General features: G+C 72.2%; 21 protein-coding genes. 11 read left to right on the top strand and 10 right to left on the bottom strand.

From position 1 onward, the window contains the following. Positions 1-36 precede the first annotated feature (36 nt). Positions 37-489, top strand: coding sequence for an ATP-binding protein (locus TCUR_RS03315; protein WP_012851052.1), 453 nt, complete (start codon positions 37-39; stop codon positions 487-489). 720 nt (positions 490-1,209) lie between these two features. Here TCUR_RS03315 and TCUR_RS03325 read toward each other — a convergent pair. Next, complete coding sequence (locus TCUR_RS03325; protein ID WP_012851054.1) at positions 1,210-1,575, bottom strand: VOC family protein; 366 nt, start codon at positions 1,573-1,575, stop codon at positions 1,210-1,212. Between the two features lie 139 nt (positions 1,576-1,714). Next, a complete protein-coding gene (locus TCUR_RS03330; RefSeq protein WP_012851055.1) occupies positions 1,715-2,281 on the bottom strand; it encodes a helix-turn-helix domain-containing protein in 567 nt (188 codons plus the stop codon). A gap of 127 nt (positions 2,282-2,408) precedes the next feature. On the opposite strand from TCUR_RS03330, the gene TCUR_RS03335 reads away from it, so the two are divergent. Both TCUR_RS03335 and TCUR_RS03340 read left to right on the top strand, forming a co-directional pair. Then, positions 2,409-3,041, top strand: a complete 633-nt coding sequence (locus tag TCUR_RS03335; RefSeq protein ID WP_281055196.1) for an AzlC family ABC transporter permease — start codon at positions 2,409-2,411, stop codon at positions 3,039-3,041. Further along, on the top strand, positions 3,041-3,349 hold the full coding sequence (locus TCUR_RS03340; RefSeq protein WP_012851057.1) for an AzlD domain-containing protein: 309 nt from the start codon (positions 3,041-3,043) through the stop codon (positions 3,347-3,349). The genes TCUR_RS03335 and TCUR_RS03340 overlap by 1 nt, the downstream gene beginning before the upstream one ends. A gap of 79 nt (positions 3,350-3,428) precedes the next feature. Here the strand turns inward: TCUR_RS03340 and TCUR_RS26870 are convergent, their stop codons facing one another. Beyond that, entirely contained in the window at positions 3,429-3,581 is a 153-nt protein-coding gene (locus tag TCUR_RS26870) for a hypothetical protein (RefSeq protein WP_012851058.1), read from the bottom strand. A gap of 615 nt (positions 3,582-4,196) precedes the next feature. After that, on the bottom strand, positions 4,197-4,478 hold the full coding sequence (locus tag TCUR_RS03345; RefSeq protein WP_012851059.1) for a hypothetical protein: 282 nt from the start codon (positions 4,476-4,478) through the stop codon (positions 4,197-4,199). Positions 4,479-4,984: 506 nt separating this feature from the next. On the opposite strand from TCUR_RS03345, the gene TCUR_RS03350 reads away from it, so the two are divergent. The 3 genes from TCUR_RS03350 (at position 4,985) to TCUR_RS03360 (ending at position 7,235) form a co-directional block, all read left to right on the top strand. Next, positions 4,985-5,842: a class I SAM-dependent methyltransferase gene (locus tag TCUR_RS03350; RefSeq protein ID WP_012851060.1), complete on the top strand. Its 858-nt coding sequence runs from the start codon at positions 4,985-4,987 to the stop codon at positions 5,840-5,842. Positions 5,843-5,931: 89 nt separating this feature from the next. Next, on the top strand, positions 5,932-6,333 hold the full coding sequence (locus TCUR_RS03355; RefSeq protein ID WP_012851061.1) for a BlaI/MecI/CopY family transcriptional regulator: 402 nt from the start codon (positions 5,932-5,934) through the stop codon (positions 6,331-6,333). Then, positions 6,330-7,235, top strand: coding sequence for a M56 family metallopeptidase (locus tag TCUR_RS03360; RefSeq protein WP_012851062.1), 906 nt, complete (start codon positions 6,330-6,332; stop codon positions 7,233-7,235). The genes TCUR_RS03355 and TCUR_RS03360 overlap by 4 nt, the downstream gene beginning before the upstream one ends. A gap of 113 nt (positions 7,236-7,348) precedes the next feature. On the opposite strand, the gene TCUR_RS03365 is transcribed toward TCUR_RS03360, so the two are convergent. After that, positions 7,349-7,831, bottom strand: coding sequence for a MarR family winged helix-turn-helix transcriptional regulator (locus tag TCUR_RS03365; RefSeq protein WP_012851063.1), 483 nt, complete (start codon positions 7,829-7,831; stop codon positions 7,349-7,351). Between the two features lie 70 nt (positions 7,832-7,901). Here TCUR_RS03365 and TCUR_RS03370 point away from each other — a divergent pair, with 70 nt between their 5' ends. After that, positions 7,902-8,681, top strand: a complete 780-nt coding sequence (locus TCUR_RS03370) for a dioxygenase family protein (RefSeq protein WP_012851064.1) — start codon at positions 7,902-7,904, stop codon at positions 8,679-8,681. A 6-nt stretch (positions 8,682-8,687) separates the two neighbouring features. Here TCUR_RS03370 and TCUR_RS03375 read toward each other — a convergent pair whose 3' ends face one another. Next, complete coding sequence (locus tag TCUR_RS03375) at positions 8,688-9,518, bottom strand: NAD-dependent epimerase/dehydratase family protein (protein ID WP_012851065.1); 831 nt, start codon at positions 9,516-9,518, stop codon at positions 8,688-8,690. Between the two features lie 151 nt (positions 9,519-9,669). On the opposite strand from TCUR_RS03375, the gene TCUR_RS03380 reads away from it, so the two are divergent. After that, positions 9,670-10,182, top strand: coding sequence for an O-acetyl-ADP-ribose deacetylase (locus TCUR_RS03380; RefSeq protein ID WP_012851066.1), 513 nt, complete (start codon positions 9,670-9,672; stop codon positions 10,180-10,182). A gap of 16 nt (positions 10,183-10,198) precedes the next feature. Here the strand turns inward: TCUR_RS03380 and TCUR_RS03385 are convergent, their stop codons facing one another. Further along, the gene (locus TCUR_RS03385) at positions 10,199-10,984 is read right to left on the bottom strand and encodes a TIGR03084 family metal-binding protein (protein WP_012851067.1); all 786 of its coding nucleotides are present in this window, start codon (positions 10,982-10,984) and stop codon (positions 10,199-10,201) included. Between the two features lie 234 nt (positions 10,985-11,218). Further along, positions 11,219-12,880, bottom strand: coding sequence for an AMP-binding protein (locus TCUR_RS03390; protein ID WP_012851068.1), 1,662 nt, complete (start codon positions 12,878-12,880; stop codon positions 11,219-11,221). A 139-nt stretch (positions 12,881-13,019) separates the two neighbouring features. Between TCUR_RS03390 and TCUR_RS03395 the strand changes: the two genes are divergently transcribed. Next, on the top strand, positions 13,020-13,859 hold the full coding sequence (locus TCUR_RS03395) for a hypothetical protein (RefSeq protein WP_012851069.1): 840 nt from the start codon (positions 13,020-13,022) through the stop codon (positions 13,857-13,859). On the opposite strand, the gene TCUR_RS03400 is transcribed toward TCUR_RS03395, so the two are convergent. Together TCUR_RS03400 and TCUR_RS03405 are read right to left on the bottom strand one after the other, a co-directional pair. Beyond that, positions 13,840-14,931, bottom strand: a complete 1,092-nt coding sequence (locus TCUR_RS03400) for a hypothetical protein (protein WP_148232915.1) — start codon at positions 14,929-14,931, stop codon at positions 13,840-13,842. The two genes, TCUR_RS03395 and TCUR_RS03400, sit on opposite strands and share 20 nt — an antisense overlap. A gap of 233 nt (positions 14,932-15,164) precedes the next feature. Next, positions 15,165-15,923: an SDR family NAD(P)-dependent oxidoreductase gene (locus TCUR_RS03405; RefSeq protein WP_174315320.1), complete on the bottom strand. Its 759-nt coding sequence runs from the start codon at positions 15,921-15,923 to the stop codon at positions 15,165-15,167. A 117-nt stretch (positions 15,924-16,040) separates the two neighbouring features. Between TCUR_RS03405 and mshA the strand changes: the two genes are divergently transcribed. Both mshA and TCUR_RS03415 read left to right on the top strand, forming a co-directional pair. After that, positions 16,041-17,336, top strand: coding sequence for a D-inositol-3-phosphate glycosyltransferase (mshA, locus tag TCUR_RS03410; RefSeq protein ID WP_012851072.1), 1,296 nt, complete (start codon positions 16,041-16,043; stop codon positions 17,334-17,336). Beyond that, entirely contained in the window at positions 17,333-17,818 is a 486-nt protein-coding gene (locus TCUR_RS03415) for a type III secretion system chaperone family protein (RefSeq protein ID WP_012851073.1), read from the top strand. Before mshA ends, TCUR_RS03415 begins: the two co-directional genes overlap by 4 nt. The last annotated feature ends 10 nt before the right edge of the window (positions 17,819-17,828 follow it).

The raw sequence follows: 17,828 nt of genomic DNA on the forward strand, positions 1-17,828 counted from the left end.
TGTGTCGCACAGCATAGACCTGCGAGAGGGATTTGGATGGCTGCGCAGGGCGTGAAACCGCAAAGCGTTGATTCGCGGGATCTCCCCGCTTGGCCGGCGTCGGTGCCCCTGGCAAGAACCTTCGTCCGGGGCAGGCTGACGACCTTGGGCCTGCACCACCTGGTCGGCGACGCCGAGACGATCATTGCGGAGCCGGCGACTAACGCCGTGGTGCACCGGCCGAAGAAGGTCCTGACCTTGGACCGGATGACGGTGTTCTGCGGTCGCCGGTCCAAGGGGCTGGTCCTGGGGGTGTTGGACTACATCCCCGAAGTTCCTCGGCTGCCCTTAAAAGACGATCTCATCGGGATGTTCACCGAGGACGGCCTGTCGCGGGAGACCGGCAGGGGCCTGTGCCTGATCCGGATGCTTTCGAACGAGATGTGGGTTGAGCGGCTGACACCAGGTCCGGGCAAGTGGGTCTGCGCGCTGATCAGACTCCCCGCCTGACTACCGCTGCGGAAGGTCATCCCCAGGGCGGAGGCGTGCGAGCGGGGTTTTGACGGGACGAGATCACCGCAGTTCTGAAGGAAGTTCCCCCAATGGATACGTTGGATTTGTTCACATGGGACGCCATAGCGAAAGCGTGGTGGTCCGGCTGCGGCTTTGGACTCCTCGCCGGTATCGTTCTGACCCTGCTTGGGTCCCTGCTCATCAACGAGTACTTGGAGTGGCGTGCCGAAAGGGACGCCGAAATGGCTTTTCGGACTTCCCTGGCCGCAGAGCCGGAGTCCTAGGCTCCAGGGCGGCACGGAAGCCACGTCAACATCAACGCCACGGTCGGCGGCCCCTCTGCCCGTGTCCTCTCGGGTCTCGGCTCGGGGATGGCGCGGCTCCCCCATCGGCCTCAGCTCGCGGGTAGAGAGGGGGTAGAGGCTATAGAGGTCGATGCCTTGTAGACGACCTGCCGCCCTTTCTCTTTCTCACTGGAGTGGACCCCGTCCTTCGGCACCGGGGCGGGGGTCCTCACCGCCGGAACGAGCCACTGCTCAGAGGCTTTGCGTTGGCTCCCTGTCGAGCCATGCTCGACGTCCCCCGTCCCGTGATCGAGCACCCTGCTCGGCTGCTTGCGGCCCGTCGCCTTCGGATCGGCCCCGAGCCCGGTGAGCGCTCTTCCGACCGGGGAGGAGTCCGGCACGCTCACTCCCGTGGGCTAAGGGCCGCGTCGCCTCACAGGCGGGTGGTGATCTGTAGGCTGTGGCCGGCGGGGTCGTCCAGGTACAGGCCCCGCCCGCCGCCCTGGGTGTCCAGCTCCCCGGCGCGGCGGCGATACGGGTCGGCCCAGTAGGTCAGGCCCTGCCGGCGGATCCGGGCGAAGATCGCATCGAAGTCGTCCTCGCCGACCAAGAAGGTGTAGCGCTGCCGGGGGAAGTCGCCGCCCGGCTGGGCGTAGTGCAGCGTGACCTCGCCCAGGTGCACGGCGGTGAAGACCCCGGCGGGCTCCGGCTCGTCCAACTCGAACAGGTCGGCGATGAAGCGGGCCGACTCGCGTCTGTCCCGGGCGAAGACGACGATACGGCGAAGCTGAATCGGCATGAACGTCCCCGCAGGTCAGGGCGCCGCGGGCGCTGCGGGCGGCGCGCTCGTGCTCCTCGGTCGGGAAGGTCCCTCGACCAGATCAACCTGCTCACTTGCGCCCGGAGTGAAACCCGCCCGCCCGGCCTCCGGCGGGAGGCTAGATGTGCTCGGAGACGATCACCGCGGTGGTGTCCGGCTCCAGGGCCTGGAAGATGTGCGGGATGTCGCCCGGGTAGGCGATGTAGTCGCCCGGGGCCAGCTCCACGGGTTCTGTGGTGGGCCCGGCCAGGGCCCGGCCGGTGCTGAGCACCAGGTGCTCGGTGGTGCCGGGCACGTGCGGGTCCGACAGGCGGGGCTCGCCGGGGCGGGCCTCGATGCGGTAGATGTCCCGCCGGGCGCCGGGCGGGCAGGACGCCAGCAGCGTGGCGATGTACCCGGCCTTCTCCGAGTGCACGGCCGGGCCCTCGCCGGCGCGGATGACGCGCACCCGGGGGCGCGGCGGGTCCACCAGCCGGCTGAAGGGGACGCCCAGCGCGACGGCCAGCGCCCACAGCGTCTCCACGCTCGGGTTGCCGGAGCCCGACTCCAGCTGCGACAGCGTGGACTTGGCGATGCCCGCCCGTTTGGCCAGTTCGCTCAGTGACAGGCCGGCGCGCTCGCGTTCCCGGCGGATCGACGCGGCGATCTGCGCCAGCAGGGGTGCGGTGGGACGGCCCTCTGCCATCTGTTCACTCCAACGGTCGAATTGTTCGCCTTGACGAACAGAAAGCCTCATGTTCATTATGACAGACATGTGTTCGTTTTGGTGAACGATCGATCCGGGGACTCTCCGCGCCATCGGCCTGGTCTGCCTGGCCGACGCGATCGTCGGGGCCTCCTTCGGCGCGCTCGCGGTCTCCGGCGGGCTGGACCCCTGGCTGCCGGTCGCCATGTCCGTGCTGATCTTCGGCGGCGGCGCGCAGTTCGCCGCGGTCGGCGTGGTGCTCGCCGGCGGCGGCGCGCTCGCCGCGGTGGCCGCCGGCCTGGTGCTCAACGCCCGCCTGCTGCCGTTCGGATTCGCGGTGGCGGACGCGGCGGGGCGCTCGTGGCGGACGCGGCTGCCGGGCGCCCACCTGATCACCGACGAGACGGTGGCCTTCACGATGCGGCACCGCGACCCGCGGCTGCGGCGCGCCGTGTTCTGGACCTGCGGCCTGGCCCTGTTCACCTGCTGGAACGTCGCGGTCGCGGTCGGCGCGCTGGCCGGGCGAATCGTCGGCGACACCGGCGCCATCGGCCTGGACGCCGCCTTCCCCGCCGTGCTGCTGGCCCTGGTGCTGCCCTCGCTCACCGACCGCCGCCTGCGCGGCGCCGCGCTCTCCGGCGCCGCCGTGGCGGTGGCGACCACCCCGTTCCTGCCCCCCGGCCTGCCGGTGCTGCTGGCGTTGACCGGTCTCCTCCTGCCCGGGACCGGGCGCGGCGGCCCGGCCGAGGAGGCGCGCTGATGCCCTGGCTCGCCGTCGCGGCGCTGGCCGCCGGAACCTATCTCTTCCGCGTGACCGGCCCGGTGCTGGGGAACCGCGTGCGCCTCGCCGACGGGCTGCAGCGATCACTGACCGCCGCGGCCACCGTGCTGCTGGTCGCCTTGGCGGCCGTCGCCGCACTGACCGAGGGAACGGGCTGGGCGGGCTGGGCCAGGCCCGCCGGGGTGCTGGCGGGCGCGGCCCTGGCGCTCCGCCGCGCCCCGTTTCCGGTGGTGGTCATCGCCGCCGCGGCGACCACGGCGCTGCTGCGGCTGTGCGGGGTGCCGTGACCGGACCCGGAAGGGGCCGGGTGACGCCCGGTCGCGCCCTCTTGGGCCGTCCGCGGAGGAGCAGGAGATCGGGCGGCTGCTACCGCGCGGCGACGGTCTTGACGAACGCGGTCGCCGTGCGCGGCACCGCCGGGCCGGAGCGGACGCTTTCCAGGTGGGACGCGCCGACGATGCCGGCGGCGGCCGTGAGCAGGATGAAAGCGGCAAGGAGCAGGATGTTGCGTGGCAGCACGTGCTTCTCCTTTGGCGGGGGAAGGGAGGCCGTGGATGCCCGGTCGCCCGGCGGCGCCGCAAGCCTCCTCCGGCACGCCGGTTCCGCAGGTCGCATGCGGGGCCGTCACGGCCGGGGCCGTCCGCTCCCAAAGCCGTGGGGCCGCGTGCCGGGGAACGTGCCGGGGAAGGTTCGCCGACGTCGGGGAAGGGTCCGCCCTGCTACCCGGTGTTGACGGGGTTCGCCGCGCCTGCGGTCGTTTCAACGCAGACGCGATTCGCAGCGGGGTTCTCCACAGGTTGTGGGTATCTCAGGAGCCCTGTCAATGGGGAATCGAGCGTCCCGATTGGGAATCGGCACACTTTGAGTGCGGCAACAAAACCGTTCGGGCCGCAGAGTGCGCTCTCACAGAATCTGCGAACGGAGAGGGCTTGCCCGGCACTGAAAGCGTCCCGGCGATCCACGGCAAAGGACCGTCCTCGCAGGACGGTCCTTTGCCGGACGCGGCCCGCCCGATGTGCGGGCCTGAGCGTGCCGGACTCTCAGTCTCGCACGCCGAGAATTTCCGGATTCAGGAAACTCTCCGCGACGGACGTTACTGAAAGCGCATTGCGCACGCTTTTTGCGGCTGCCTCCCTACCACCTGTGCCACTTGTAGTAGTGCCGGTAGTGGTGCCTCTGGTGATGCTTGCGGTGATGGTACTTACGGTGGTGGTACTTGCGGTGGTGGTGGCCCTTGTAGTGCCTCTTGTGGTGCCTCTTGTGCTTGCCGTGCTTGCCAGGAGGAGGATCGGAGACGTCCATAACCGAGACGGCGGTGCTGGGACTGGCCGGTTCCGCCAGGGCGGGCGGAGCCCCCAGCAGCGAGCCCGTCAGGGCGAAGGACGCGACGCCGATCGTGAACAGTCGTTTCCTCATCAGAGTCTCCTGTTCCGGGGTGGGGGAGCGCTCGTGATTACATAAGCCGCGGCGCATCGGGAACAGTGCGCGCTTTACGCGGCTTGCACGACCGGCGGCGAATGAAGTTGAACGTTCGCGGGGTGATGTCGCCTGTCGGCCGCTACAGTGCAAACGTGCGGGACATCTCGTTCGAGAATAGTCGAAATCGGCGTTCCGGGCGGGCGGAGCCGTTCAAAGTTCGTGACGCAGTTGGTCAGTTCCGGGCAATCTGTTCCCGGTGCGTCCCGCAGCGCCCCGGCGGCAAGGGATGAGGAGGTCCGGCCGCTCTCCGGGAGGACGGCGGCAGCGGTGTTTCCCCCCGCGATGCCCGGCGGTCGCGTCCCTGATCGGCGGGTGAGTCAAGTCAGATTCAGCAGAAAGTTGCAGGCCGGCTTTGTCAGCCTGCGACAGGCCCCGGCCCGGAGATTTTTGGAACGATATTCGGATTCTCGTCCGGGCGCTGGAGCCTTGGGGAGGGTGGAGGCATGAACGCTGAGGTGTCGCTGCGGGACGTCTCGGACACCGCGCTGGTGGCGGCGGTGGTGCGCGCCCGTGAGTCCGCGCGGCGCAGGCCGCTGTTCCGCGACCCGTACGCCGAGGCGCTGGCCGGTGAACGCGGCAAGCGCCTGGCCACCGGGATGCAGTTGCGGATCATCTCCTCCGGCGTGATCGCCCGGACCGCCGTCTACGACGAGCTGATCACCCGCCTGGTCCGCGACGAGGGGATCGGCTGCGTGCTGAACCTGGGCGCCGGCCTGGACACCCGCCCCTACCGGCTGGACCTGCCCCCCGACCTGCGGTGGGTCGAGGCCGACCTGCCCGGCATCCTGGACCACAAAGAGCGCGTGCTGGCGGGCGCCCGGCCCCGCTGCGCGCTGACGCGCACCCGGCTGGACCTGTCCGACCCCATCGCCCGCCGCAAGCTGCTGGATGAGCTCGAGCCGGACCGTCCCACCCTGGTGGTCTGCGAAGGGCTGATCGCCTACCTGACCGAAGAGGACGTCACCGGCCTGGCCCGCGACCTGGCCGAACGGCCGCAGCTGCGGTGGTGGGCGCTGGACATGATCGGCCCGCTGTTCGTCCAGGTCGCCAAGAAGATCGCCGGCCGCCGCATGGAGCGGGCCGATGCGACCTTGCGCTTTGTGCCCGCCGAGGGCGCGGAATTCTTCCGTCCCCTGGGCTGGGAACCTTGCGACGTGCGCTCTTCGTGGGTGGAACGCCGCCGGCTGCGCCGCGAACCCCCGTTGATGCGCCTGATCTGGACCTTCAGCCCGCCCCGCACCCGCGAGTTCTTCCGCCAGCAGGGCATGTTCGTCCTGCTCCGCCGCGGAGAGGAGGCCTAGCACACCCGGCGCGGCCGCGGTGCGCAGCACTGGGTTGCGTAGTACTACCCACAGTGGTGACCTGCCGGCCCCCCGGTTACCCTGGATGCGTGAAAGGTCTGGGAGAGCTTGAACGCACGGTCATGGAGGTTCTGTGGGCCCGTCAGGAAGCCGGTGACGGGGCGGCCACCGCCCGCGACGTCAGCCGGGCCCTGGCCGGTGACCGGGACCTGGCCCACACCACCGTGATGACGGTCCTGGACCGGCTGACCAAGAAGGGCTTCCTGGTGCGCGAGCGCGACGGCCGCGCCTGGCGCTACCAGCCCGCCGCCAGCCGGGAAAGCTACGTCGCCGAGCTGATGCTGGGCGCGCTCAACCAGACCGGCGACCGGGACGCGGCGCTGACCCACTTCGTGCGCTCGGTGTCCCAGGACGAGATCGCCGTGCTCCGCCAGGCGCTGGAGGAGCTGACCGCGCAGGAGGCGCACGCCAGAGTGGAGCCGGGCGGATGACCGGCACCGCGCTGCTCGCACTGATCGCCCTGGGCACGGTCGGCGGCGCGCACCTGCTTTCCAAGGCACGCTGGACCTGGACGATGCCGCGGGCGGGCATCGCGCTGTGGCAGGCGCTCGGCCTGGCCTGGGGAGTGGCGACCATCGGGGCGCTGCTCGGCTACGCCCTGCTCCCCTACGGCCAGGGCATCACCGGCGGGATCCCGGCGGCCCTCGCCGACGGCGCCGCCCGCATGGAGGTCCACCACCTGGCCGCGCTGCTGTCCGGGGTGGGGCTGACCGTGGTGCTGCTGGCCGTGCTGGTGTACGCGCTGGTGCGCATGGAACGTGCCCGCCGCCGGCACCGCGCCCTGCTGGAACTGGTGGCCGGGCAGAACGCGGCGGTGCCCGGCACCCTGGTGCTGGACCACCCCGCGGCCGCCGCCTACTGCGTGCCGGGCGTGCGCTCGTCCAAGGTGGTGGTCAGCGCCGGGACGCTGGAGCTGCTGGACGCCGATGAGCTGGCCGCGGTGCTGGCCCACGAGCGCGCCCACGCCCGCGAGCGCCACGATTTGGTGCTGCTGCCGTTCGCCTCGCTGCGCCATGCGTTCCCGCAGATCCGGCTGGTGGACCGCTGCCTGGACGCGGTGGAGCTGCTGATCGAGATGGCCGCCGACGACCGCGCCCGCCGCCACCGCTCGCCCCGCGAGCTGGCCACCGCCCTGCTGCGGTTCGCCGCCGCCCGCCCGGTGGCCGCCCCCTCCGGCGCCCTGTCGGTCGCCGGCGACCAGCCCGCCGTGCTGGCCCGGGTGGACCGCCTGCTGCGCCCCACCCCGCCGCACCGCGGCATCCGCGCCGCCACCCTGATCGCCATCCCGCTGCTGGCGGTGGTCCCGTTCCTGCTCTACCACCTGCCCGTCTGACCTTCTGCTGCGCTTTCCCTTCGGGCCGGGCCCGTCCGGGACGCGCGAGGGCGCAAAGGCACGCCCCTCGCTTCCTGCTCCGGGGCCGGCCCGCCGGGCGTTTTTCAGGACTTTCAGGACGGGCCGAAGATGTCGGCGGCCTCGCCCGCGGTGTCGAGGGCGGGCAGCACGGCGCGCAGGATCTCCCGCAGCTGCAGCACCTGTTCCCGGGTGAGCCGGTCGAACAGGTGACGCCGCACGGCCGCGACGTGGCCGGGGGCGGCCTCCCGCAGCACGGTGAAGCCCTTGTCGGTCAGCACGGCCAGCGTGGTGCGGCGGTCGGTGGGGTGCGGGACGCGGCGGACGTGGCCGAGCCGCTCCAGCTTGGTGACGGCGTGGGAGAGCCGGCTGGGGGAGGAGCGGACGATGCGGGCCAGCTCGCTCATGGTCAGGCGGCGCTCGGGGGTCTCAGAGAGCATGGCCAAGATGACGTAGTAGGTGTGCGGCATCCCCGAGTCACGCTGGAGCTGACGGTCCAGTGCCTCGTTCAGCAAGCGGGAGGTCCACAGGAAGGCCCGCCAGGTCTGCTGTTCTTCCTCGTCCAGCCAGCGCGTCATGACGGCAGTCTAGTCATCATTGAATGTTCAATACTTGAAAGTTAAACTATACGTGCCTAGAATGCCCGGTATGAACCGGATGCCTGCGCTTTACCTCAGTCACGGCGCCCCGCCGCTGGCCGACGACCCGCTGTGGAGCCGCCAGCTGGCGGACTGGGCGGCGGCGCTGCCCCGGCCACGGGCGGTCCTCATGATTTCTGCGCACTGGGAGGAGGCCCCGCTGACGGTGGGGGCCACCGAAACGGTGCCGCTGGTGTACGACTTCTGGGGGTTTCCCCGGCGCTACTACCAGGTCACCTACGAGGCGCCCGGGGCCCCCTGGCTCGCCGAGCAGGTGCGCGCGCTGCTGGCCGGCGGCAAGTGGCCCGTCCGCCACGACCCGGCGCGGGGGCTGGACCACGGGGCGTACGTGCCACTGGCGGAGATGTACCCCGCGGCCGACGTCCCGGTGCTGCAGATCTCCCTGCCCACGCTGGACCCGGCGGAGCTGCTGGAGATCGGCCGGCGGCTGGCACCGCTGCGCGATCAGGGGGTGCTCATCGTCGGCAGCGGCTTCACCACGCACAACCTGAGCGCGTTCGACCCCAGCCGGGGCCCCGACGGCCCGCCGCCGAGCTGGTCGGCGGAGTTCGACCAGTGGGCCGACCAGACGGTGGCCGCCCGCGACATCGACGCCCTGCTGGACTTCCGCCGCAAGGCGCCGGCCGCCCTGATCGCCCACCCGCGCACCGAGCACTTCGCGCCGCTGTTCGTGGCGCTGGGCACGGACGTGGACCGGCCGGGGGAGACCCAGGCTGTGATCGACGGCTACTGGTACGGCCTGGCCAAGCGCTCCTTCCAGTTCGGCTGACCGGCCCTACAGGTGGGAAAAACCGGTGCGCCAGCTGGCGAACTTGGGCTTCCAGCCCAGCGCCCGGGCCTTGGCGTTGGAGATGGGACGCCCCGTGGCGGCGGCATGCCGGGGCAGTGACGGCACCGGCACGCCGATGGCCTCGCAGTACACCGGCATCCACTCGGTGGCCTGGGCCGGCTCGTCGTCGACGATGTTGACCGCCCCGGCCTCCCACTCCAGGGCGTCCACCGCGGCCGCCGCCGCGTCGTCGATGTGGACGAACGACGTCCAGGCCGGGGTCGGCTTCAGGTCGCCCGAGCGCACCCGCATGGCGATGGCGCCGTCGGGGGCGTACCAGGTGCCCGGGCCGTAGAACGCGCCATAGCGCAGCACCACCCCGTGCGGCATGCCGCCCACGGCCTCCTCCAGCGCCGCCACCCCCGGGTACGGCGGGGCCTTCGGGTCGAGCGGGTCGCTCTCCACGGCGGGAGTCTGGCCGGCCACGTACACCCAGGCGATGCTCTGGGCGATCATCTTCTCCACCCCGGCGGCCTTGGCGGCCTCCACCAGGTTGCGGGTGCCCTCGATGCGCAGCCGGTTGTTGGCGGCGAAGTTCTCCTCGGCCAGGTCGGTGAGCTGGTGGATGACCACGTCGGGACGCTCGGCCTCCAGCGCCCGGTGCAGCGCCTCGGCGTCCATGACGTCGACCAGCACCGGCCGTGCCCCCGCCTCCCGCAGGAACTGCGCTCGTTCGGCGCGCCGGGTGGTGCCCGCGACGTCGTGCCCGGCGGCCACCAGCAGGGGGACCAGGCGGCGTCCGATGACGCCGGCGGCTCCGGCGACGAAGATCTTCACAGTGGACCTCCAGGAAGAGCGGGGGATCCCTCTGTCACGTTAGGGCCTGTTCACCCCGTGTGCTGGTGCAACGCGCGGTGATTTAACGCCTATCACGATGTGGGTACTCATCGGGTTGCCGACCGCGGAGGCGGAAAGGCAGGCTGAAGTGATGGATATCACACTTGTGCACGGTGACATCACCGAGCAAGAGGTGGACGCGATCGTTAATGCGGCCAACTCCTCTTTGATGGGCGGCGGGGGTGTGGACGGCGCCATTCACCGGCGCGGCGGCCCCGCCATTTTGGACGAATGCCGCAAGCTGCGGGCCACGCGTTTCGGCGGCGGGCTCCCGACAGGATACGCGGTCGCCACCACCGCCGGGAATCTGCCGGCCCGCTGGGTGATCCACACCGTGGGCCCGGTCTACTCCCCCACCGAAGAGCGCTCGGGCCTGCTGGCCTCCTGCTACCGCGAGTCGCTGCGGGTGGCCGACGAGCTGGGTGCGCAGACGGTGGCGTTCCCGGCGGTGTCGGCCGGCATCTACGGCTGGCCGGCGCACGATGCGGCGCGGATCGCCATCGGCACGGTGCTGTCCACCCCCACCCAGGTGGCCGAGGCCCGGTTCGTGCTGTTCACCAAGGAGGTCTACGCGGCCTTCGAACAGGCGCTGGCCGCGGTCTGAGCGATCCGCGGCGGGCTCACGCCCGCTTCGCCGCGGGCGGACGGCCCGGGCCGGGCGGCCCCGCGAACGCCTGCATGATGTCCAGCCAGCGGTCGGCGTCGGGGCCCTCGGCGACCAGCGCCAGGTCCGCGCGGTGCCGTCGCCGCACCGCCAGCAGGCAGAAGTCCAGGGCCGGGCCGGACACCGACTGCCGCGCCTCGGGCGGGCCCCAGCTCCACTCCCGCCCGTCCGGCCCGGTCAGCTCGACGCGGAACTCCTCGGCGGGCGGGACGAGCCCGTTGACCTTGAAGGCGTAGTCGCGGGTCCGGACGCCCAGGTGCGCCACATGCCGCAACCTGGCGGTGGGCTCGACGGGCACCCCGAGGGCGTCGGCCACGTCCAGCCCGTGCGCCCAGGTCTCCATCAGCCGGGCGGTGGCCATGGACGCGGCGCCCATCGGCGGGCCGAACCAGGGGATCTTCGTCCCGGCGGGCACGCCCGACAGCGCCTCGGCCAGGCGGCGCCGGCCCGTCCGCCAGCGTTCCAGCAGCGCGGCGGGGTCCTCGCCGGCTCCCTCGGCCGCGCCCGCGTCCACCGCGTCCGGCGACATCTCCTCGCGGGCCGCGACGAAGGCGGCGGGGTCGGTGACGGCCAGCAGCGCCTGCCGGTCGGTCCAGGCCAGGTGGGAGATCTGGTGGGCGATGGTCCACCCCTCGGCGGGCGTCGGGGCCGCCCAGGCGGGCGGGTCGAGCCGGGCCACCAGGGCGTCCAGCACCGCCCCTTCGGCCTGGAGGTCGGCGATCAGGCTGTGCAGGTCCGGCATGGGCGTCCTCCTTTGGGCGCGTTTTGCGGTGATGCCGCCCGGTGTTCGGAATGCCCCCGAAAAAATAATTTTCGCCGTTCGGTTTTCGTACGCCTTTTTGTGCGGTCCCGGACGCCGAAAACCGGAGCGGGGCGCCCTCGGCCTCGGGGGCGTTGAGCGGGGCGGACGACCCGCGCGAAGCGAGGCTCGTCCGCCCCGAGGGGACCGCGGTCGCCTGCTCGACGATGGGGACCGTCAGCGCTCGGCCGCGACCGGCCGCCCCGCGGAGGCGGCCACGATGGCGCGGGCGGTGGCGTAGTCGGCCTTGCCGTTGGGCAGGCGCAGGCTCTCGGTGGTGCGCAGGAACGCCTTGGGGATCTTGTAGCCGGCCAGGTGGGCGGCGCAGCCGGCGCGCAGCTCGGCGTCGGTGGGCTCGGGGGTGACCGCCGGGTCCATCCGGATGACCGCGACCACCTCCTGGCCCCAGCGCTCGCTGGGCCGGCCCAGCACCAGCGCCTCGGCCACCCCGGGCAGGCCGCGCAGCACCACCTCCACCTCCTCGGCGTAGACCTTCTCCCCGCCGGAGTTGATGGTGGTGGCCTCCCGCCCGTAGACCTCGATGCGGCCGTCGGCCAGCAGCCGGGCCCGGTCCCCGGCCACCACCAGGCGGCGACCGTCGATGGTCACGAAGGTCTGCGCGGTCTTGTCGGGGTCGCCCAGGTAGGCCAGCGGGATGGCGCCGCCCTTGGCCAGCCAGCCGACCTCGTCCTCGCCGGGCGTCAGGATCCGGGTGCGGTCGTCGCTGACCACGGCGGTGCCCGGGGAGGGCAGGAACGGCTCGCTGCCGGCGGCCTGCCGGGCGACCTGGAAACCGGACTCCGAAGAGCCCAGCAGGTCCACGATCCGGGTGTGCGGCAGCTGCCGGAGCATCCGCTCCCGCACCCCGGGGCTGATCGCGGCGGCGGAGTTGATGATGGTGCGCAGCGCCGACAGGTCGTAGGTCCCCGGTTCGGCCCGCTCCAGCTCCTCCACCAGGGGGCGGGCGAAGGCGTCGCCGACCAGCGGCATCCGGGTGACGCGCTCGCGGGCGGCGCAGGCCAGCAGGCTGGGCGGGTCCAGCCGGTCCACCCGGTCGGGGATGACCACCACGCCGCCGCCGCACCAGGTGCTCAGCGACGTCCAGGTGCCGCCGCCGTGCATCAGCGGCGGCGCCACCAGCGCCCGCACCGGGGGCCGGGTGCGGGCGGACTCCACGGCCTCCTCGATGCTCGCAAAGGGCCTGCCGTCGCGGCGCAGCACGCCCAGCGGGCCGGTCATCAGGTCGCCGATGCGCCACAGCACGCCCTTGGGCATGCCGGTCGTCCCGCCGGTGTAGAGGATGTGCAGGTCGCTCGGGTCCGGTTGCACCGGCAGCGGGTCGGGGGAGGCGGCGGCCAGCGCGGCCTCATAATCCAGCGCACCCGGCAGCAGCTCGGCCCCGGACCCGTCGTCCACCTGCAGCAGCAGGGGGGTGCGGCCCATGCGCTCGACCACCGGTCCCAGCGTTTCGGCGAACCGGGCGTGGTAGATGATCGCGGCCGGCTTGGCGTCGCCGAACAGGTAGGCCAGCTCGTCGCCGACGTAGCGGTAGTTGACGTTGAACGGCGCGACGCGGGCCTTGTGGGCCGCCAGCAGCCCCTCCAGGTACTCCGGGCCGTTGTACAGGTACAGCGCCAGGTGGTCGTGCGGGGACTCCCACGGCTCGGTGGCCACGTCACGGCGTCCCAGCCCGTGGTCGTGCAGCACCCGGGCCAGGCGCCGGGTGCGGTCGGTGACCTGCTGCCAGGTGTACCTGCGGTCCCGCCAGACCAGGCACTCCCGGTCGGGCATGGCCGCCGCGATGGCCTCGTGCAGGGACGCAAGGTCGAGCGGGCTCATCGGCTCTCCTCGAGGATGCGGGAAGCGGTGATCGCGTGACCAGTTGTACCGAATCACATTCGGTATCAGTTGGACAAGTATCGTCACCACAGCTCACCCGCTTCACCGGCCCCCTCGGAAAACCGGGACAATCGACGGCATGGCCGTGCGCAAGGCGCCGGGCAAACCGGTGGGAGAGATGACCCGGGGCACCACCGCCCCCAATCGGCTGCGCCGGGTGGACCTGTGGATCGCCGTCACCCAAACTCGGGCGCTGCGCGCCACCGACCGGCCGCTGGCCGTGGACCTGGGGTACGGCGCCTCACCCGTCACCACCGTCGAGATGTACAACCGGCTGCGCGTGGTCTCCCCCCGGCTCCAGGTCGTCGGCATCGAGATCGACCCGGAACGGGTGCGGGCCGGACAGGCCTTCCTGGAGGCGGTGCGCCCCGCCGGCGACTATGCGGACCTGTCGTTCCGGCACGGCGGATTCGAGCTTCCGGTGGACCGGCCGCCGGTGCTGGTGCGGGCCTTCAACGTGCTGCGCCAATACGACGAGGCGGCGGCCTGGCGGGCCTGGGAGGACCTGTGCCCCCGGCTGGACCCCCACGGCGTCCTGGTCGAGGGGACCTGCAGCGAGACCGGGCGACGCGCGGTATGGGTGACGCTGGGTCCCGAAGGACCCCGCACCATCACCTTCGCCGCGCACCTGCCGTCCCTGCCGCGCCCCTCACAGCTGGCCGAGCGGCTGCCCAAGACGCTCATCCACCGCAACGTCCCCGGCGAACCGGTGCACCGGCTGCTGGCCGACTTCGACCGCTGCTGGGCGGTGGCCGCCCCGCAGTCGGTGTTCGGGCCCCGCGCCCGCTGGATCGAGGCGGTGCGGCTGCTGGCCCGCGACCACCCGGTGGTGACCCGCCCGCCGCTGGGCGGACGGGGCCGCTGGCGGCTGGGCGAGGTCACCTTGGACTGGTCGGCCGTCAGCGGTAGCGCTCGATGAGCGGGGTCTTGCGGCTCTTGCCCTGCAGCGCGCCCACGCTCAGCAGCGAGGTGGTCTTGGGCAGCCGGTCCAGGTCACCGAGCTGGACGTTGCCGGACCGGGCCGGGCCGTACACCTTGCGCCAGGCGCGGCCGTTCCAGTGCAGGTAGTAGGACTTGCGGATGCGCCGGCTGGCGTTGTTGTAGGGGATCACCCACGCGCCGCCCTTGCCGTCGTCCGACAGCGACAGCGCGATGTGCCCGGACGGCAGCGCCTTCTGGATCCAGCGCTTGCCGTTCCAGCGCAGCAGGGCCGGCGCCGTCGGGCCGCGCAGCGCCAGCACGTTGGTGGCCGACACCGGGCGGATGCGCACCACGCCCGAGGAGTCCCGCCCGGGGCCGCCGATGGCCGGCGGCAGCGCGACCTGCTTCCAGGTCTTGCCGTTCCAGCGCATGACCAGCGACCGGCCGCCGACCGCGCCCGCCACCCACACGTCCTTCTTGGTGCGGGCGCCGACGGCCGCCAGCGCGGCGCCCGCCGGCAGCGGGACCTTCACCTTCCGCCACCGCCCCGACCGCCAGCGCAGCACGGTGGAGCCCGTGGCGGACCCGCCGGCGGCCACCGCCCAGGCCGAGCCGTCGGAGCCGGCGGCCAGCGCGTTGATCGCCCCCGCCCCGGCGGGGATCGGCACCTTGCGCCAGGCACGGCCGTTCCAGTGCAGCGCCACCGGGCCGGACTTGGCCACGCCCGCCGTCCAGGCGGCCTTCGGCCCGGCGACGGCCACGTCGGTGGGCGCGAAGACCACCGGCGAGCGGTGCCGCAGCCAGCGGCTGCCGTTCCACCGGTAGAGCGCGGGAACCTGCTTGCCGTTCCTGCGCTCTGCGCCCACCGCCCAGGCCGCCTTCGCACTGGCCGCGTCCACCTGGCTCAGCGCGCCCGGGGCCGTCGGCGTGGGCGGGGCCAGCTTGCGCCAGCGCGCCGCGGCGGCGGTCTCGGCGGACGTCCGCTCCGCCGAGACGGGCCTGTCCTGAGTCACCACGACCGCCCCGGTCAAGGCGGCGCCGCACGCGGTCACTGCGAGCAGTGCGGTCACGGTTCGCCGGTTCACCATCGCACTTCCCGTCTGCCATGGCAGGTGCCCGCCACCGGGCACCGGCACAGTGCGGAGCGCCCGCCCGCCGTCGGGGCCGAAGGAGGACTCACCAAACGCACGCGCCCGAACGGCGGGTCAGGCCCGGACCGGCCCCACCGTATTGGATCCTGTGTCCAACGCGGAACCCGGATCGCTGAAATCGGCCTTTTTCCGCCCCTTCCCGGGACGGCCGGTCACACCCGGTGGATCTTGTAGGGGGTGGCCTGCACCCTGGGCTGGACGTCGATGCGGTCGATGTTGACGTGCGAGGGACGGGTCACCGCCCAGGCCACGCAGTCGGCCACGTCCTCGGCCACCAGCGGCTCGGGCACCCCCTCGTAGACCTTGGCCGCCCGCTCGGCGTCCCCCCGGAAGCGCACCAGGCTGAACTCCTCGGTGTGCACCATGCCGGGGGCGATCTCGGTGACCCGCACCGGCTTGTCCACCAGCTCCAGCCGCATCACCTCGTTGACCGCCACCGCCGCGTGCTTGGCCGCGTTGTAGCCGGCGCCCCCCTCATAGGGCACGTGCCCGGCCAGCGAGGTGATGTTGACCACATGCCCGTCCCCGCTGTCGATCAGCTTCGGCAGCAACGCCTTGGTGACCCGCAGCAGCCCCAGCACGTTGGTGTCGTACATCACCCGCCAGTCCTCGGGGTCGGCCTCGGCGACCGGCTCCATCCCGATCGCCCCGCCGGCGTTGTTGACCAGCACATGGCAGGCCGGCAGCCCCGCCGCCAGCGCGTCCACCGAATCCTGGGAGGTCACATCCAGCGTCACCGCGGCCAGCCGCCCGGCCCCGGGAACCTCCTTGCCGATCTGCTCGACCAGCGCATCCAGCCGCTCCCGCCGCCGCGCCGCCAGCACCACGTTGAAACCCTCGGCCGCCAGGCGACGGGCCGTGGCCGCGCCGATCCCGCTGCTCGCTCCGGTCACTACCGCCGTCTTACGCACGCCGCCCATTGTCCCCGAGCCCGTCGCGCCCCCTCGGCGGGCCCGCCGATCTTCACGGGAGGTACAAGCGGGAACAGACCGGACGGTCGATAGGTTCTGCTAACGGAGGTGGTGCCCGTGTCGCTCCCAATAGCCCGGATTGCGACGATCAGTGTGCACACCTCGCCGCTCGACCAGCCGGGGACGGGCGACGCAGGTGGCATGAACGTCTACATCGTCGAGATCGCCAAGCGGCTGGCCGCCCGGGGCGTGGAGGTCGACATCTTCACCCGGGCGACCTCGCGGGAACTGCCGCCGGTGGCCGAGCTGGTTTCGGGCGTGCAGGTGCGGCACGTGGTCTCCGGTCCCTTCGAGGAGCTGGACAAGACCGAGCTGGCCGGCGAGCTGTGCGCCTTCACCTCCGGGGTGCTGCGCGCCGAGGCCGCCCACGACCCCGGCCACTATGACCTGCTGCACACCCACTACTGGCTGTCCGGCCAGGTCGGCTGGGTCGCCAAGCAGCGCTGGGGCGTCCCGCTGGTGCACTCCATGCACACCATGGCCAAGGTCAAGAACGCCGCGCTCGCCGAGGGCGACACCCCCGAACCCGCCATCCGGGTGCTGGGAGAGGAACAGGTCACCGCGGGCGCCGACCGGCTGGTGGCCAACACCGCCGAAGAGGCCCGCCAGCTCGTCGAGCTGTACGGCGCCGATCCGGACCGGGTCGGCGTCGTCACTCCCGGGGTGGACCTGTCGCTGTTCCGGCCGCGCAACGGGCTGCTGCGCGGCGGCGCCGACCAGGCCCGCCGCCGCCTCGGCCTGCCCCGCGACGCCTACCTGCTGCTGTTCGTCGGGCGCATCCAGCCGCTGAAGGCCCCCGACGTGCTGCTGCGCGCCGCCGCGCTGATGGTCGAGGCCGACCCGGCGCTGCGCGAGCACCTGGTGGTGGCCGTGGTGGGCGGCCCCAGCGGCAGCGGCCGGGCCCGCCCCGAAGGGCTGCAGAAACTCGCCACCGAACTGGGCATCGCCGACCTGGTCCGCTTCGAGCCGCCCTGCCCCCAGCCGCTGCTGGCCGAGTGGTACCGGGCCGCCGACGTCACCGTCGTCCCCTCCCACAACGAGTCCTTCGGCCTGGTGGCCGCCGAGTCCCAGGCCTGCGGCACCCCGGTGGTGGCCGCCGCGGTGGGCGGGCTGCGCACCGCCGTCCGCGACGGCGAATCCGGCGTGCTGATCGACGGCCACGACCCGGCCGACTACGCCGCGGTGCTGACCCGGCTGAGGGACGAGCCGCGCCGGCGCGAGCGCCTGGCCGCCGGCGCCGTCCGACACGCCCGCACACTCGGCTGGGACGCCACCGTGGACCGGCTGCTGGAGGTGTATACCGGGGCGAAGGACACCGTGAACGCCACCGCTGCGGGAGTGCTGCCCCGATGACCCCTGTCGAGATCATCGAACAGGCCCTCAAGGACGCCGAACTGGAGTACGAGCGGCCCAGCCAGAACGCCTTCTTCGTCAAGCTGCCCGGCGAACGCAAGCTCGCCACCATGACCTGGCTGATCGTCGGCGACCACAGCCTGCACGTCGAGGCGTTCTTCTGCCGCCGCCCCGATGAGAACCACGCCGAGTTCTACCGGTGGCTGCTGGAGAAGAACGGCCGCATGTACGGGGTCTCCTTCGCCCTGGACTCCATCGGCGACGTCTACCTGGTCGGCCGGCTGCCGCTGGCGTCGGTGTCGGCCGAGGAGATCGACCGGCTGCTGGGCTGCGTGCTCAGTTATTCGGACGAGAATTTCAACAAGGCCCTGGAACTGGGATTCAAGACCTCCATCCAGCGGGAATGGGCCTGGCGGGTCAAGCGCGGCGAGAGCCTTGCCAACCTGCGGGCCTTTGCGAAGTTCGCAGACCCCTCCCGGTAGGCTGGCCCCC

The sequence above is a fragment of the Thermomonospora curvata DSM 43183 genome, from assembly GCF_000024385.1.
GTDB classification, from domain to species: domain Bacteria; phylum Actinomycetota; class Actinomycetes; order Streptosporangiales; family Streptosporangiaceae; genus Thermomonospora; species Thermomonospora curvata.

Coding starts and splice junctions, on each gene's coding strand:
- TCUR_RS03395 (WP_012851069.1), top strand. CDS start 13,020: ATGGCCGTGCGCAAGGCGCCGGGCAAACCGGTGGGAGAGATGACCCGG.
- TCUR_RS03385 (WP_012851067.1), bottom strand. CDS start 10,984: ATGCCGGACCTGCACAGCCTGATCGCCGACCTCCAGGCCGAAGGGGCG.
- TCUR_RS03390 (WP_012851068.1), bottom strand. CDS start 12,880: ATGAGCCCGCTCGACCTTGCGTCCCTGCACGAGGCCATCGCGGCGGCC.
- TCUR_RS03360 (WP_012851062.1), top strand. CDS start 6,330: ATGACCGGCACCGCGCTGCTCGCACTGATCGCCCTGGGCACGGTCGGC.
- TCUR_RS03330 (WP_012851055.1), bottom strand. CDS start 2,281: ATGGCAGAGGGCCGTCCCACCGCACCCCTGCTGGCGCAGATCGCCGCG.
- TCUR_RS03380 (WP_012851066.1), top strand. CDS start 9,670: ATGGATATCACACTTGTGCACGGTGACATCACCGAGCAAGAGGTGGAC.
- TCUR_RS03340 (WP_012851057.1), top strand. CDS start 3,041: ATGCCCTGGCTCGCCGTCGCGGCGCTGGCCGCCGGAACCTATCTCTTC.
- TCUR_RS03345 (WP_012851059.1), bottom strand. CDS start 4,478: ATGAGGAAACGACTGTTCACGATCGGCGTCGCGTCCTTCGCCCTGACG.
- TCUR_RS03365 (WP_012851063.1), bottom strand. CDS start 7,831: ATGACGCGCTGGCTGGACGAGGAAGAACAGCAGACCTGGCGGGCCTTC.
- TCUR_RS03370 (WP_012851064.1), top strand. CDS start 7,902: ATGAACCGGATGCCTGCGCTTTACCTCAGTCACGGCGCCCCGCCGCTG.
- TCUR_RS03350 (WP_012851060.1), top strand. CDS start 4,985: ATGAACGCTGAGGTGTCGCTGCGGGACGTCTCGGACACCGCGCTGGTG.
- TCUR_RS03315 (WP_012851052.1), top strand. CDS start 37: ATGGCTGCGCAGGGCGTGAAACCGCAAAGCGTTGATTCGCGGGATCTC.
- TCUR_RS03415 (WP_012851073.1), top strand. CDS start 17,333: ATGACCCCTGTCGAGATCATCGAACAGGCCCTCAAGGACGCCGAACTG.
- TCUR_RS03325 (WP_012851054.1), bottom strand. CDS start 1,575: ATGCCGATTCAGCTTCGCCGTATCGTCGTCTTCGCCCGGGACAGACGC.